General features: G+C 67.3%; 13 protein-coding genes. 10 read left to right on the forward strand and 3 right to left on the reverse strand.

The features are described from left to right. Positions 1-240: 240 nt before the first annotated feature. Positions 241-1,515 carry an SGNH/GDSL hydrolase family protein gene (locus tag QZM72_RS31620; RefSeq protein WP_089466435.1) on the reverse strand — a complete coding sequence of 425 codons (1,275 nt, stop codon included), beginning with the start codon at positions 1,513-1,515 and terminating at the stop codon, positions 241-243. Positions 1,516-1,716: 201 nt separating this feature from the next. Here QZM72_RS31620 and paaA point away from each other — a divergent pair, with 201 nt between their 5' ends. The 8 genes from paaA (at position 1,717) to QZM72_RS31660 (ending at position 8,053) form a co-directional block, all read left to right on the forward strand. Next, positions 1,717-2,715, forward strand: coding sequence for a 1,2-phenylacetyl-CoA epoxidase subunit PaaA (gene paaA / locus QZM72_RS31625; protein WP_301740073.1), 999 nt, complete (start codon positions 1,717-1,719; stop codon positions 2,713-2,715). A 35-nt stretch (positions 2,716-2,750) separates the two neighbouring features. Further along, on the forward strand, positions 2,751-3,035 hold the full coding sequence (paaB, locus tag QZM72_RS31630) for a 1,2-phenylacetyl-CoA epoxidase subunit PaaB (RefSeq protein WP_006482881.1): 285 nt from the start codon (positions 2,751-2,753) through the stop codon (positions 3,033-3,035). A 10-nt stretch (positions 3,036-3,045) separates the two neighbouring features. Further along, positions 3,046-3,849, forward strand: a complete 804-nt coding sequence (gene paaC, locus QZM72_RS31635; protein ID WP_301740074.1) for a 1,2-phenylacetyl-CoA epoxidase subunit PaaC — start codon at positions 3,046-3,048, stop codon at positions 3,847-3,849. A 25-nt stretch (positions 3,850-3,874) separates the two neighbouring features. Then, positions 3,875-4,438, forward strand: a complete 564-nt coding sequence (paaD, locus tag QZM72_RS31640; RefSeq protein WP_301740075.1) for a 1,2-phenylacetyl-CoA epoxidase subunit PaaD — start codon at positions 3,875-3,877, stop codon at positions 4,436-4,438. Between the two features lie 31 nt (positions 4,439-4,469). Beyond that, positions 4,470-5,609, forward strand: a complete 1,140-nt coding sequence (paaE, locus tag QZM72_RS31645) for a 1,2-phenylacetyl-CoA epoxidase subunit PaaE (RefSeq protein ID WP_089466452.1) — start codon at positions 4,470-4,472, stop codon at positions 5,607-5,609. A gap of 129 nt (positions 5,610-5,738) precedes the next feature. Continuing rightward, positions 5,739-6,551, forward strand: a complete 813-nt coding sequence (locus tag QZM72_RS31650; protein ID WP_301740076.1) for a DUF1835 domain-containing protein — start codon at positions 5,739-5,741, stop codon at positions 6,549-6,551. 16 nt (positions 6,552-6,567) lie between these two features. After that, on the forward strand, positions 6,568-7,173 hold the full coding sequence (locus tag QZM72_RS31655) for a TetR/AcrR family transcriptional regulator (protein WP_047851429.1): 606 nt from the start codon (positions 6,568-6,570) through the stop codon (positions 7,171-7,173). Positions 7,174-7,405: 232 nt separating this feature from the next. Beyond that, positions 7,406-8,053 (forward strand): GNAT family N-acetyltransferase, encoded by a 648-nt coding sequence (locus QZM72_RS31660; RefSeq protein ID WP_301740077.1) that lies wholly within the window; start codon positions 7,406-7,408, stop codon positions 8,051-8,053. A gap of 71 nt (positions 8,054-8,124) precedes the next feature. On the opposite strand, the gene QZM72_RS31665 is transcribed toward QZM72_RS31660, so the two are convergent. Beyond that, the gene (locus QZM72_RS31665; protein WP_059790400.1) at positions 8,125-8,649 is read right to left on the reverse strand and encodes an Lrp/AsnC family transcriptional regulator; all 525 of its coding nucleotides are present in this window, start codon (positions 8,647-8,649) and stop codon (positions 8,125-8,127) included. A gap of 214 nt (positions 8,650-8,863) precedes the next feature. Between QZM72_RS31665 and hppD the strand changes: the two genes are divergently transcribed. Then, positions 8,864-9,961, forward strand: a complete 1,098-nt coding sequence (gene hppD, locus QZM72_RS31670; RefSeq protein WP_069619239.1) for a 4-hydroxyphenylpyruvate dioxygenase — start codon at positions 8,864-8,866, stop codon at positions 9,959-9,961. 134 nt (positions 9,962-10,095) lie between these two features. On the opposite strand, the gene QZM72_RS31675 is transcribed toward hppD, so the two are convergent. Beyond that, complete coding sequence (locus QZM72_RS31675) at positions 10,096-10,290, reverse strand: hypothetical protein (RefSeq protein ID WP_089466429.1); 195 nt, start codon at positions 10,288-10,290, stop codon at positions 10,096-10,098. A 330-nt stretch (positions 10,291-10,620) separates the two neighbouring features. Between QZM72_RS31675 and QZM72_RS31680 the strand changes: the two genes are divergently transcribed. After that, positions 10,621-14,211: an indolepyruvate ferredoxin oxidoreductase family protein gene (locus QZM72_RS31680; protein WP_301740078.1), complete on the forward strand. Its 3,591-nt coding sequence runs from the start codon at positions 10,621-10,623 to the stop codon at positions 14,209-14,211. Positions 14,212-14,270: the final 59 nt, after the last annotated feature.

The raw sequence follows: 14,270 nt of genomic DNA on the forward strand, positions 1-14,270 counted from the left end.
CCAGGTTCGCTACTTCCCGAACCCGACAGCACCGCTTCCCTTCCTCCCGCGCCGTGTTTCCGTTAGCGCGAAAGAGGCGTGATTCTAAGCACCCGCCCCCATCCGCGCAAGCCCTTTGTGAAGAAAGTTTGAAAAAGCCCCCGTGCGCTCACGCGCACGGGGGCTTTGGGCTCGCGGAACGATGTCGCGTTGCCGGCCCGCAGGCCATCGGCAACCTTTCCCTCTATATATGGAGGCGCGTCACTTGCCGCCCACCGCAGCCCGCAGTTGCTCGACGGGCACCGCGTCGGCCATCGCCGTGTAGCCCGCATCGCTCGGATGGATGCCGTCACCGCTATCGTATCGGCGCTGCAGCATGCTCGGGCGCGCCGGATCGCGCAGCACGGCGTCGAAGTCCACTACACCGTCGAACCCGCCGCCACTCCGGATCCACCGGTTCACCTCGAGCCGGATCGCTTCCCGCCCGGCCGGCAACGCCGCCGGCGTCAGCGTCGCGCCGAAGACCTTCACGCCCTGGCGATGCGCCGCCTCGATCAGCCGGCGATAGCCGTCGATCAGCGACGCGGCCGTCACCTGCGTATGCGGGTGATCGCAATCCAGCCCCGCGCGCGGCGGCATCGCCGCGAAGTTGATGTCGTTGATACCGATCAGCACGATCGCCGCCTTCACGCCCGCGCGCGACAGCGCGTCACGCTCGAACCGCGATGCCAGCGACATGCCGTAGCACGGGGAATCGCTGAGCAGCCGATTGCCGCTGATGCCGAGATTCACGACGCCGATCGAATCGGCGCCCGACGCCGTCAGCCGGCGTGCGAGCGCGTCGGGCCAGCGACGGTTCCGGTTCAGGCTGGAGCGCAACCCGTCGGTGATCGAATCGCCGATCGCGGCGATGCTGCCGCGTGCGGAGCCGGCTTCGACGGCGAGCTCCGTCACCCATGCATATTGAGTAAACCGGGTACGGAACGCGGCGGCATCCGGATCGCCCACATGATCGCCCGGCGCCGATACGTAGTTGAACTGGTTCGACACGCGATGCCAGACCGTCATCCGCTGTTTCGGTCCCATTTGGAGACTGATCGCATACGGCTGCGCGGCCGTCACGTCGATCGACACAGGGTCGCTTTCGAGGGCCTGGCCCGGCGCGAGCGTCACCGATGCCTTGCCGCCGAACCGCACCGGCACCGCCACGCCGCCGGCGAGCGCCGCCCCCTCGCCGGCCCGCGCGAGGCTCGCGGCCTCGACGACCAGCGGCGTGCGACCGTACACATTGCTCACGCGGAGCCGCGCGGCTCGCCCGGACACGGTCGGGTAGACGATCTGCCGCACGGTTCGCCCGGCCACGTCGGGTGCGCGGTAGAGCGGCGGCGGTGCGGCAAGATCGGGAATCGGCTGCAGCGCGGTCGCCCACGCGGCGACCCAACCGACCTGCGCGGTCGGCGCGGCCAACGCCGCCAGCGGCGACGCGAAAACGGCCGCGCCCAGCACGGCCGCGGCGAAACTGCTTCGAAATGACATCGGCAAAAATCCTCATCGGAAAGCGGGCATTGTGCCGCAGAAGACGCGAGACCCGCGTGCGAGGCCACACTTGCGCGACCCGATTGCACCCCCGCGTCCCTCGTTTACCCGAGTCCCGCCGAAAATACGCAACAAATTTATTAACCGACCGGTCGGTTGGTTTATACTGCGCACACATTCAACCGGACGAGAGTTTTCGCCATGTACACGCAATCCCTCGACATCCCCGGCAACGTCGCGCCGCTCGACGCCGCAGCCGAGTCGCCCGAGCAGGCGCGGTTCGATGCGGTGATGGCCGCGGACGGCAAGATCGAACCGCAGGACTGGATGCCCGACGCGTACCGCAAGACGCTGGTGCGCCAGATCTCGCAGCACGCGCATTCGGAAGTCGTCGGCATGCTGCCGGAAGGCAACTGGATCTCGCGCGCGCCGAGCCTCAAGCGCAAGGCGATCCTGCTCGCGAAGGTGCAGGACGAAGCCGGCCACGGCCTCTATCTGTATAGCGCGGCCGAAACGCTCGGCGTATCGCGCGACGCGCTGATCGACGCGCTGCACGCCGGCAAGGCGAAATACTCGAGCATCTTCAACTATCCGACGCCGACCTGGGCCGACGTCGGCGTGATCGGCTGGCTGGTCGACGGCGCCGCGATCATGAACCAGATCCCGCTGTGCCGCTGCACGTACGGCCCGTATGCGCGCGCGATGATCCGCGTGTGCAAGGAAGAGTCGTTCCATCAGCGCCAGGGTTTCGACGCGCTGCTGTCGATGATGAAGGGCAGCGTCGCGCAGCGCGCGATGGTCCAGCAGGCGGTCGACCGCTGGTGGTGGCCGGTGCTGATGATGTTCGGCCCGAGCGACGCCGATTCGGTCCACAGCAGCCAGTCCGCGAAATGGGGCATCAAGCGGATCTCGAACGACGATCTGCGCCAGAAATTCGTCGATGCGACGGTCGAGCAGGCGAAGGTGCTCGGCGTGACGCTGCCCGACCCCGACCTGAAATGGAACGAAGCGCGCGGCCACCACGACTACGGCGCGATCGACTGGGACGAATTCTGGCGCGTGGTCAACGGCGACGGCCCGTGCAACAAGGAACGCCTCGCGACTCGCGTGAAAGCGCACGAGGACGGCGCCTGGGTGCGCGAAGCCGCGCTCGCGCACGAAGCGAAGCGCCGCGCCCGCGCCGAACAGCACGCCGCCTGAGCGGCACCCCCGAATTCAGGAATCAGGAGAAAGCGATGAACAAGGAATGGCCGATCTGGGAAGTGTTCGTGCGCAGCAAGCAGGGCCTCGACCATAAACACTGCGGCAGCCTGCACGCCGCCGACGCGACGATGGCGCTGCGCATGGCGCGCGACGTCTATACGCGCCGCCAGGAAGGCGTGAGCATCTGGGTGGTGCCGTCGTCGGCGATCACCGCGTCGGATCCGAGCGAGAAGGCAGAACTGTTCGAGCCGGCGGGCGACAAGATCTACCGTCACCCGACGTTCTACACGCTGCCCGACGAAGTCAACCACATGTAACGCCCGCGCCATGACGATCACGCCCGAACACCTCTCCTACGTGCTGCGCCTCGCGGACAACGCGCTGATCCTCGGTCAGCGCAACGCCGAATGGTGCGGCCATGGCCCGATCCTCGAGGAAGACATCGCGCTCACCAACATGAGCCTCGACCTCATCGGCCAGGCGCGCATGCTGTACACGCACGCGGCCGAGCTCGAGCGCCAGCTGACCGGCGCGACGAAGACGGAAGACGATTACGCGTACTTCCGCACCGAGCGCGAATTCGCGAACTTCACGCTCGCCGAACTGCCGCACTACGGCCCGGTGTCCGGTACCGCGCACGCCGACAAGGACTACGCGGTGACGATCGTGCGCAACTTCCTGTACGCGGCGCTGATGCTGCACGTGTGGAGCGCGCTCGAAACGTCGACCGACACGCAACTGGCCGCGATCGCCGCGAAATCGGTGAAGGAAACCCGCTATCACGTGCAGCATGCGCGCGAATGGCTCGTGCGCCTCGGCGACGGCACCGACGAATCGCACCGCCGCGCGCAGGCCGCGCTCGACTACCTGATGCCGTACACGCGCGAATGCTTCGCCGCCGATGCGATCGACGACGCGATCGTCGCCGCGGGCATCGGCCCGGCACCGGCCGCGATCGAGGCCGCGTGGCGCGCGGACGTGGACGACGCGCTCGCCGAAGCCACGCTCGTGCTGCCGGCGCCGGTGAAGCATGTGACGACCGGCAAGCAGGGCGAGCACTCGGAACACATGGGCTACCTGCTCGCCGAAATGCAGAGCCTCGCGCGCCAGCACCCCGGCGCGAGCTGGTAACCGGCCCACGCCACGGAGCCCGACGATGTCCGCCCAGACCGCCGCCCCTGCCCACGCCGCCCCCGCCGCGCACCGCGACGATCCGCTGCTCGCCCGCGCGTGGGACGTGCTGGAGGCCGTGCCCGATCCGGAGATTCCGGTCGTGTCGATCCGCGAGCTCGGCATCCTGCGCGACGTCCGCCGCGCGGACGACGGCCGGCTCGAAGTCGTGATCACGCCGACCTACTCGGGCTGCCCGGCGATGTCGCAGATCGCCGAGGACATCGCCGCCGCGCTGCAGGCAGCCGACCTGCCGCCGCACCGGATCGAGACGGTGCTCGCCCCCGCGTGGACGACCGACTGGATCACGCAGGAAGCGCGCGACAAGCTGCGCGCGTACGGCATCGCGCCGCCGGTCGGCCAGTGCGGCAGCGCCGCGCCGCGGGAGCACGTCGTGCGCTTCGTGCCGCGGCCGGCCGCGGCGCCCGTGTGCCCGCGCTGCGGCTCCGCGCGCACCGAACGTCTCGCGCAATTCGCGTCCACGGCCTGCAAGGCGCTGTATCGCTGCATCGACTGCCGCGAACCCTTCGACTACTTCAAACCCTACTGAGATGAAACAGCCCCCACGCTCTCTTCGTTCGCTGCCTCCCGAGGGGGCTGACGCCCCTCTTGGGGCGGCCCGGCGGGGGTCGTCGTCGACCCCGCAATTTCATCCGCTGCGTATCCGCGACGTGCGGCCCGAGACCGCCGACGCCGTGACCGTCTCGTTCGACGTGCCGCCCGAGCTGCGCGACGCATACCGTTTCACGCAGGGCCAGTTCGTCACGTTGAAGACCCACATCGACGGCGAGGAGACGCGCCGCTCGTATTCGATCTGCGTCGGCACGACGGACTACGATCGCGACGGCGAACTGCGCATCGGCATCAAGCGCGTGCGCGGCGGCCGCTTCTCGAACTTCGCGTTCGACACGCTGAAGCCCGGCCACACGATCGACGTGATGACGCCGGACGGCCGCTTCTTCACGCACCTGAACGCCGACCACGGCAAGCAGTACGTCGCGTTTTCCGGCGGCTCGGGGATCACGCCGGTGCTCGCGATCGTGAAGACCACGCTGGAACTCGAGCCGCGCAGCACGTTCACGCTGATTTACGGCAACCGCAGCGTCGACGCGATCATGTTCGCCGAGGAGCTCGAGGACCTGAAGAACCGCTACATGAACCGCTTCGTCCTCTATCACGTGCTGTCGGACGACCTGCAGGACGTCGAGCTGTTCAACGGCGTGCTCGACCAGGCGAAATGCGCGGAATTCCTCGCGACGCTGACGCCGGCCGACGCGATCGACGAGGCGTTCATCTGCGGCCCGGCGCCGATGATGGACGCGGCCGAAGCCGCGCTGAAGGCGGCCGGCGTGCCGCCGGCGAAGGTGCACGTCGAGCGCTTCGGCACGCCGCTGCCTCAGGCCGGCGCACCGGTGGTCGAGATCACCGACCAGACGCCGGCCGCCGACCTCGAGATCGTGCTCGACGGCAAGAAGCGCAAGCTGCGTCTGCCGTACGAAGGCGTGAGCCTGCTCGACGTGGGCCTGCGCGCGGGCCTCGCGCTGCCGTACGCATGCAAGGGCGGCGTGTGCTGCACGTGCCGCGCGAAGGTGGTCGAAGGCGAAGTGCGCATGGAAAAGAACTACACGCTCGAGGAGCACGAAGTGAAGGACGGTTTCGTGCTGACGTGCCAGTGCCACCCGATCAGCGACAAGGTCGTCGTGAGCTTCGACGAGCGTTGAGCGGCATCGCGTCGCGGCGCCGGACGGTTTCTCGCCGTCACACATCTCGCTTACACTAGGGGCCGCCGGCCGGCTGGACAACCGCAACGTCCGCCCGGCCGGCGGTTTTCTTTTGTTGACGACAGGCCGATGAGTACCATTCATGTGATTCAGGGCGGCACCGCCGCCGCGTCGTTGCGCGAGGCCCTTGCGCAAGCCGGACGCGACGAGCGCGTCGTCGGTTTGCTCGACGATCTCGGCGTCGGGCCGCTGAAGGGCGCCGACGAGACGCCCGACACGCGCGCCACCTTCTGGCAGCACGTGCTCGGCGACCAGATCCTCGACTGGAACGCGGAAATCGAGGCCGAATTCGCGCGCCTCGACCAGCTCGCGACGGAGACCGGCCAGGTCGTCGTGTGGCACGCGCCGAGCGTCGGCGACAAGCTGCTGTTGCGCCGCGTCGCCTATCACCTGCGCAACGTGCCGCAGCGCCTGAACGAGGTGCGGCTGTCGGCCGCCGACCTCGACGCCGCGCAGCGCGCAGCGCTGTCGCGTACCGACCAGGCGTGCGCGACCGGGATGTTCTCGCCCGCGGAGCTGGCGCGCAAGCGGCCGGCGGCCGCGCCGGTCTCGGTCCTGCGCATCGGCCGCCTCGCGCTCGAATGGCAGGAAGCGAAGCACCTGAACGCCGAGCTGCGCTATTGGGTCAGCAACACGATCAAGAGCGGCTACTACGCCGATCTCGACGCACTGATCGTCGCGCGCGCGGAACCCGACTGGCAGCCCGCGCGGCGCCTCGTCGGCAGCATCATGGCCGCCGCCGACCGCGGCGGGCTGTTCGTCAGCGACTCGATCGCGTGGTGGCGCTGCCGCGAACTCGCGGCAGCCGGCCGGCTCGAGCTGCAGGACGACGCGCCCGACGCCCTCTCTTCCACGCAGGTGCGCGCCGCCGCGCATCGCTAATCTTCCGCATTCGACCATGGCCCGAACCCGAGCGCCCGACCACGAATCCCAGCGCGAGCAGATCCTCGATCTGGCCGCCGAGAAATTCGCGCAGACGAGCTACCCAAGCACGTCGATGTCCGATCTCGCGACCGCGAGCGGCACGTCGAAGGCGCGGCTCTATCACTATTACGAGAGCAAGGAAGCAATCCTGTTCGACCTGCTCGACCGCTACACGAAACGGCTGATGCTGATCATCGCCGAGGTCGAGGGCGCGAGCCAGCGGCGCGGCCTCAGCGAGCGCGACGCGTTCGCCGAGCTCGTGCGCGCGTTCCTCGCCGAATACGAGACGTCGCACAGCCGCCACGTCGCGCTGCTCAATGACGTGAAGTATCTCGAGGACGCGCAGCGCGAAATCGTGCTCGACCGCCAGCGCGACATCGTCGCGGCGTTCACGCGGCAGCTCGCGCGCGCGTATCCGGACCGCATCTCGAAGGAAAACCAGACCTCGGTGACGATGATGGTGTTCGGGATGATCAACTGGACCTTCACGTGGCTGAAGCCGGGCGGCCGCCTTGGTTACCGCGACTTCGCCGAACAGGTGATCGACCTGATCGAACGCGGACTGTCGACGGCGCCCTGATTGCCGCGGGGCAGCATGCGTTGCGCGACGGGCACAGCCGACCGCCCGTCGCGCATTTCATATGATGAATTTTAAATCCGTTCAAAATCAATGTGTTACAGAATGAACTAAGCGGATTTAGAATTCCTCCTCAGCACAAACACCGTCAAATACGGGTTTTCCCCAACCCCGCTCAGGTAAAATGCTGCTGCATTGCACAACCCGTTTGTGCGCCCACACTGAGGAACCCACGATGAACACGCAATTCAACGGCCGTGCCGATGCTGTCGGCAAGGTCGGTACTGCGCCGGTTCTCGTCAGGGAACTGGCTTCCAAAGACCGTGAGCAGATGCTCACCCACTTTCTCTCGCTCGACGAAGAGGACCGCCTGCTGCGCTTCGGCCAGATGGTGCCCGACCACGTGATCGAGAACTATGTCCGCACGATCGATTTCGGTCGCGATACCGTGTTCGGCGTGTTCGACCACGAACTCGAACTGATCGGCGTCGGCCACCTGGCCTATCTGCCGGCCGAAGGCGACACGCGCACGGCCGAATTCGGCGTGTCGGTGCTCGAAAGCGCGCGCGGCCGCGGCGTCGGCTCGAAGCTGTTCGAGCGCGCGGCGATCCGCAGCCGCAACACGCACGTGACGATGCTTTACATGCATTGCCTGTCGCGCAACGCGACGATGATGCATATCGCGAAGAAGTCCGGGATGCGGATCGAGTACGCGTACGGCGAAGCCGACGCGTATCTGTCGCTGCCGCCGGCCGACCACTCGACGATCATCACCGAGATGCTGCAGGAACAGGCCGCGGTGTTCGACTACGCGATGAAGCGCCAGGCGCGCCGTACGACGAAGTTCATCGAATCGCTGATGCCTGCCGCACTGACGGCCTGACGTCGACGACGTCGGCCAGCCGGGCCGTGCCCGCGGCGCGCCCGGCGCCCCCTCCTCCCTTCCCCGCTGCGCTAGCGCACCGAACGGATCGGCAACGCCGTCGTTTCCTTGAAGCAATCGAGCGAGAAGCTCGTTTTCACGTCGATCACCGACGGGTGATGCAGCAGATGCTCCTGCACGAAGCGGGAGAAATGCGCCATGTCCTCGACCTGCACGCGCAGCAGGTAATCCATGTCGCCCGTCATCGCGTGGCACGCGACCACTTCCGGCCAGGTCTGCACGGCCGCGCGGAACAGCTCCGCATGGGTCGCGCCCGCGCGCGCCGACGTCTCGTCGGCTCGCATCGGCGCGAGGCCGCCGCGCTTTTCGAGCCGCACGCTCACGTAGGCGAGCAGGTCGAGCCCGAGCTTCTGCGGATTCAGCAGCGCGACGTAGCCGGTGATCACGCCGATTTCCTCGAGCCGCCGGATTCGCCGCAGGCACGGGCTCGGCGACAGGTTCACGCGCTCGGCGATCTCCTGGTTCGACAGGCGCCCGTTCTCCTGAAGAATCGCGAGAATGCGCCGGTCGATGGCATCCAATTCGGCTTGCGCCATCTTCTGCCCTCCACTGATTATTTTGAGACTGGAAATTGCGCCATCGTAGGCGCGGGCGATTAAGTTCGCAAGTTTCCGCTCGCGACCGCCCGCTACACTCTGTCGCATGTCTCGGCTTGCCGCGCCCGCTCATCGCGGACGCGGCCGTCGACACCGAACCACGCCGGGCACGCGCACGCCGCCCCGGCCGATCGCCCCGCACAGGAGACACGACATGCAGATCCCCACCTGGGACAACCCCGTCGGCACCGACGGCTTCGAATTCATCGAATACACGGCACCGGACCCGAAAGCACTCGGACAGCTGTTCGAACGGATGGGTTTCACCGCGATCGCGCGCCACCGCCACAAGGACGTGACGGTGTACCGGCAGGGCGACATCAACTTCATCATCAACGCCGAACCCGATTCGTTCGCGCAACGCTTCGCGCGGCTGCACGGCCCGTCGATCTGCGCGATCGCGTTCCGCGTGCAGGATGCCGCCAAGGCGTACAAGCACGCGCTGGAACTCGGCGCATGGGGCTTCGACAACAAGACGGGCCCGATGGAGCTGAACATCCCGGCGATCAAGGGCATCGGCGATTCGCTGATCTACTTCGTCGACCGCTGGCGCGGCAAGAACGGCGCGCAACCGGGCGCGATCGGCGACATCAGCATCTACGACGTCGACTTCGAGCCGATTCCCGGCGCGAATCCGAACCCGGTCGGCCACGGCCTCACCTACATCGATCACCTGACGCACAACGTGCATCGCGGCCGCATGCAGGAATGGGCCGAGTTCTACGAGCGCCTGTTCAACTTCCGCGAAGTGCGCTACTTCGACATCGAAGGCAAGGTGACGGGCGTGAAGTCGAAGGCGATGACGTCGCCGTGCGGCAAGATCCGCATCCCGATCAACGAGGAAGGCTCGGACACGGCCGGCCAGATCCAGGAATATCTCGACGCGTATCACGGCGAAGGCATCCAGCACATCGCGCTCGGCGCGAGCGACATCTACCAGGCGGTCGACGGGCTGCGCAGCAAGGAAGTGAAGCTGCTCGACACGATCGACACGTATTACGAACTGGTCGACCGCCGCGTGCCGAACCACGGCGAATCGCTGGACGAGCTGAAGAAGCGCAAGATCCTGATCGACGGCGCCCGCGACGACCTGCTGCTGCAGATCTTCACCGAAAACCAGATCGGGCCGATCTTCTTCGAGATCATCCAGCGCAAGGGCAATCAGGGCTTCGGCGAAGGCAACTTCAAGGCGCTGTTCGAATCGATCGAGCTCGACCAGATCCGCCGCGGCGTCGTGCAGGACAAGGCCTGACGCATCGGCCGCGCGGCGGCGGCTCCGGGCGACCGGGCGATCCGGCCGCGCAAAGAAAAAGGGCGGGAATCCGACGATTCCCACCCTTTTCGCATGCCGGCGCAAACCCGCGGGCCGCGGGCCGCGCGATCGCGTCAACGCACGTTCGCCGTCGACTCGGCGGCACGCTCGGCCGACAACTGGGCCGCGGCGTCCTGGGCCGGCACGATCTGGCGCATCTGCGCGCCGGCTGCCGCCAGCGCGCTCGCGCCGCGGGCGTGCACCGGGCCCGTCATCGAGAAAAACGCGGCGGACACGATCAGGAAACTCTGGATATGACGTGTGTTCATTGCACCTCCTGTAAAACTGCCGGCGCCTCCCCGACTGCGTCGGAACGAACCTACGCGGCCGGGCACCTCCGGCAGGCCGACAAGATTAACGGCATTTGCCCGCAGATCAACGCCGCTTTACATGCTTTTACATGATGTAACGCATCCTCTCACCCCGTTTGATGGTGCACGGCCGCCCTTTCCCCCGCGTTGCGACCGATGGGCGGCGGGTTTGCCCCAGTGCTACCATCCCTTAAAACCGGCGAACATGCCGGCCACTGCAGACGCGCCCAAAAGATGCCGACGCAACCGAAGTTTTGGTGATCCCAGACCGGGTGGAGGAGACAGTTAATGAATGCCCCGCTAGACGCAGACCAACGCGCGTCGCTAGAAGCCGCGCTGAAGTCCGTCACGCTTGACGACAAATACACGCTGGAACGCGGCCGCGCGTACATGAGCGGCATCCAGGCCCTCGTGCGCCTGCCGATGCTCCAGCAGGAACGCGACCGCGCCGCCGGTCTCAATACGGCCGGCTTCATCTCCGGCTACCGCGGCTCGCCGCTCGGCGGCCTCGATCTGTCGCTCTGGAAAGCCAGGCAGCACCTGGCCGCCCACCAGATCGTGTTCCAGCCCGGCCTCAACGAAGATCTCGCCGCCACCGCCGTGTGGGGCTCGCAACAGGTGAACCTGTACCCCGGCGCGAAATACGACGGCGTGTTCGGCATGTGGTACGGCAAGGGCCCGGGCGTCGATCGTACCGGCGACGTCTTCAAGCACGCGAACTCGGCCGGGTCGTCGCAGCACGGCGGCGTGCTGGTGCTGGCCGGCGACGACCACGCGGCGAAATCGTCGACGCTCGCGCACCAGTCCGAACACATCTTCAAGGCCTGCGGGCTGCCGGTGCTGTTCCCGTCCAACGTGCAGGAATATCTCGACTTCGGCCTGCACGGCTGGGCGATGAGCCGTTATTCGGGCCTGTGGGTCGCGCTCAAGTGCGTGACGGACGTCGTCGAATCGTCGGCGTCGGTCGACATCGACCCGCACCGCACCGAGATCGTGCTGCCGACCGATTTCATCCTGCCGGAAGGCGGGCTGAACGTCCGCTGGCCCGATCCGCCGCTCGTGCAGGAAGCGCGGCTGCTCGACTACAAGTGGTACGCGGCGCTCGCCTACGTGCGTGCGAACAAGCTCGACCGGATCGAGATCGACTCGCCGCATGCGCGCTTCGGGATCATGACCGGCGGCAAGGCGTATCTCGACGTGCGCCAGGCGCTGACCGACCTCGGCCTCGACGACGACACCTGCGCGCGGATCGGCATCCGGCTCTACAAGGTCGGCTGCGTGTGGCCGCTCGAAGCGCAGGGCGCGCAGGCGTTCGCGCGCGGCCTCGACGAAATCCTGGTCGTCGAGGAAAAGCGCCAGATCCTCGAATACGCGATCAAGGAAGAGCTGTACAACTGGCCCGACGCGCAACGCCCGCGCGTGTTCGGCAAGTTCGACGAGAAGGACGGCGCCGGCGGCGAATGGTCGGTGCCGATGGGCAACTGGCTGCTGCCCGCGCACTACGAGCTGTCGCCCGCGATCATCGCGAAGGCGATCGCGACGCGGCTCGAGAAGTTCGAATTGCCGTCCGACGTGCGCGCGCGCATCGCCGCGCGGCTCGCGGTGATCAACGCGAAGGAAATGGCGCTCGCGAAACCGCACGTGCAGACCGAGCGCAAGCCGTGGTTCTGCTCGGGCTGCCCGCACAACACGTCGACCAACGTGCCGGAAGGCTCGCGCGCGATCGCCGGGATCGGCTGCCACTACATGACCGTGTGGATGGACCGCAGCACGAGCACCTTCAGCCAGATGGGCGGCGAAGGCGTGCCGTGGATCGGCCAGGCGCCGTTCACCGACGAAAAGCACGTGTTCGCGAACCTCGGCGACGGCACCTATTTCCACTCGGGCCTGCTCGCGGTGCGCGCGGCGATCTCGTCGAAGGCGAACATCACCTACAAGATCCTCTACAACGACGCGGTCGCGATGACGGGCGGCCAGCGGGTCGACGGCGTGCTGACGGTGCCGCAGATCACGCACCAGCTCGCGTCCGAAGGCGCGAAGAAGATCGTGATCGTCACCGACGAGCCGGAGAAGTACGACAGCCAGAAGGCGCTGCTCGCGCCGGGCGTGACGGTCCATCACCGCGACCAGCTCGACGACGTGCAGCGCGAGCTGCGCGAGATCGAAGGCACGACGATCCTGATCTACGACCAGACCTGCGCGACCGAGAAGCGCCGCCGCCGCAAACGCGGCACGTATCCGGACCCGGCCAAGCGCGTCGTGATCAACGAGGCGGTATGCGAAGGCTGCGGCGACTGTTCGGTGCAGTCGAACTGCCTGTCGGTCGAGCCGCTGGAAACCGAATTCGGCACGAAGCGCCAGATCAACCAGTCGAGCTGTAACAAGGACTTTTCGTGCGTGAAGGGCTTCTGCCCGAGCTTCGTCACGGTCGAGGGCGGCCAGTTGAAGAAGCCGAAGGCGGTAGCGGTCGACGGCGGTGCGCTGCCGCCGATTCCGGAACCGACGCTGCCGGCGATCGACCGCGCGTACGGCGTGCTCGTCACCGGCGTGGGCGGCACGGGCGTCGTGACGATCGGTGCGCTGCTCGGGATGGCCGCGCACCTGGAGAACAAGGGCGTGACCGTGCTCGACGTCACCGGCCTCGCGCAGAAAGGCGGCGCGGTGATGAGCCACGTGCAGATCTCGCACGCGCCGACCGATATTCACGCCACGCGAATCGCGATGGGCGAAGCCGATCTCGTGATCGGTTGCGACGCGATCGTCACGGCCGGCGACGAGTGCACGTCGCGGATGCGGCACGACACGACGCGCGTGGTCATCAACAGCGCGCAGACGCCGACCGCCGAGTTCATCAAGAACCCGAACTGGGCGTTCCCGGGCCTGTCCGCCGAGAACGACATCCGTGCGGCGGCAGGTGAATCGGTCGACTTCATCGACGCGAACCGCTTCGCGGTCGCGCTGCTCGGCGACGCGATCTACACGAACCCGTTCGTGCTCGGCTACGCGTGGCAGAAGGGCTGGCTGCCGCTGACGCTCGCGTCGCTCGAACGCGCGATCGAGCTGAACGCGGTGTCGGTCGACAAGAACCGCGCGGCGTTCGACTGGGGCCGCCGCGCCGCGTACGACCTGGCCGGCGTGAAGCAGGCCGCGGCCGGCGACGCCCGGCCCGCGCAAGGCGCCACGGTGATCGCGCTGCACACGAAGAAGGCGGTCGACGCGCTGATCGCGAAACGCGTGGAATTCCTGACCGCGTACCAGAACGCCACGTACGCGTCGCGTTATGCGGCCTTCGTCGACAAGGTGCGCGCCGCCGAGCGCGCGCTGGCGGACGGCGACGCGGTGCAGGAGCCGCTGACCGAAGCGGTCGCGCGCAACCTGTTCAAGCTGATGGCGTACAAGGACGAATACGAGGTCGCGCGGCTGCAGTCCGACCCCGCGTTCGTCGCGCGCCTGACCGCGCAGTTCGAAGGCGACTGGAAGCTGAAATTCCACCTCGCGCCGCCGCTGTTCGCGAAGACGGACGCCCACGGCCATCTCGTGAAGAAGGCGTACGGCCCGTGGATGATGTCGGCGTTCCGGCTGCTCGCGAAGGCGAAGTTCCTGCGCGGCACGGGGCTCGACCCGTTCGGCCGCACCGCGGAGCGCCGCACCGAGCGCGCGCTGATCGGCGAGTACGAAGCGCTGATCGGCGAGGTGCTGGCGCGGCTGAACGCGGCCAACCGGCCGCTCGCGCTGGAGCTCGCGGCGCTGCCGGACGGCATTCGCGGCTACGGCCACGTGAAGGAGAACAACCTGCGCGCGGTGCGGCAGAAGTGGGACACGCTGCTCGCGAAGTGGCGTTCGCCGGCAGGCGGCCAGTCGCACCAGCAGGTCGCGTAACGGCCGGCGCCGCGGGCGTTCGCGGTCCGGACGCTCGCCCCGCGCCGCCGTCGCCCCTT

Origin of the sequence: Burkholderia sp. AU45388 (genome assembly GCF_030481585.1) — a bacterium.
In the GTDB taxonomy this organism is placed as follows: Bacteria; Pseudomonadota; Gammaproteobacteria; order Burkholderiales; family Burkholderiaceae; genus Burkholderia; species Burkholderia sola.

Coding starts and splice junctions, on each gene's coding strand:
- QZM72_RS31655 (WP_047851429.1), top strand. CDS start 6,568: ATGGCCCGAACCCGAGCGCCCGACCACGAATCCCAGCGCGAGCAGATC.
- QZM72_RS31680 (WP_301740078.1), top strand. CDS start 10,621: ATGAATGCCCCGCTAGACGCAGACCAACGCGCGTCGCTAGAAGCCGCG.
- paaA (WP_301740073.1), top strand. CDS start 1,717: ATGTACACGCAATCCCTCGACATCCCCGGCAACGTCGCGCCGCTCGAC.
- QZM72_RS31650 (WP_301740076.1), top strand. CDS start 5,739: ATGAGTACCATTCATGTGATTCAGGGCGGCACCGCCGCCGCGTCGTTG.
- QZM72_RS31675 (WP_089466429.1), bottom strand. CDS start 10,290: ATGAACACACGTCATATCCAGAGTTTCCTGATCGTGTCCGCCGCGTTT.
- QZM72_RS31660 (WP_301740077.1), top strand. CDS start 7,406: ATGAACACGCAATTCAACGGCCGTGCCGATGCTGTCGGCAAGGTCGGT.
- paaB (WP_006482881.1), top strand. CDS start 2,751: ATGAACAAGGAATGGCCGATCTGGGAAGTGTTCGTGCGCAGCAAGCAG.
- QZM72_RS31620 (WP_089466435.1), bottom strand. CDS start 1,515: ATGTCATTTCGAAGCAGTTTCGCCGCGGCCGTGCTGGGCGCGGCCGTT.
- hppD (WP_069619239.1), top strand. CDS start 8,864: ATGCAGATCCCCACCTGGGACAACCCCGTCGGCACCGACGGCTTCGAA.
- QZM72_RS31665 (WP_059790400.1), bottom strand. CDS start 8,649: ATGGCGCAAGCCGAATTGGATGCCATCGACCGGCGCATTCTCGCGATT.
- paaC (WP_301740074.1), top strand. CDS start 3,046: ATGACGATCACGCCCGAACACCTCTCCTACGTGCTGCGCCTCGCGGAC.
- paaD (WP_301740075.1), top strand. CDS start 3,875: ATGTCCGCCCAGACCGCCGCCCCTGCCCACGCCGCCCCCGCCGCGCAC.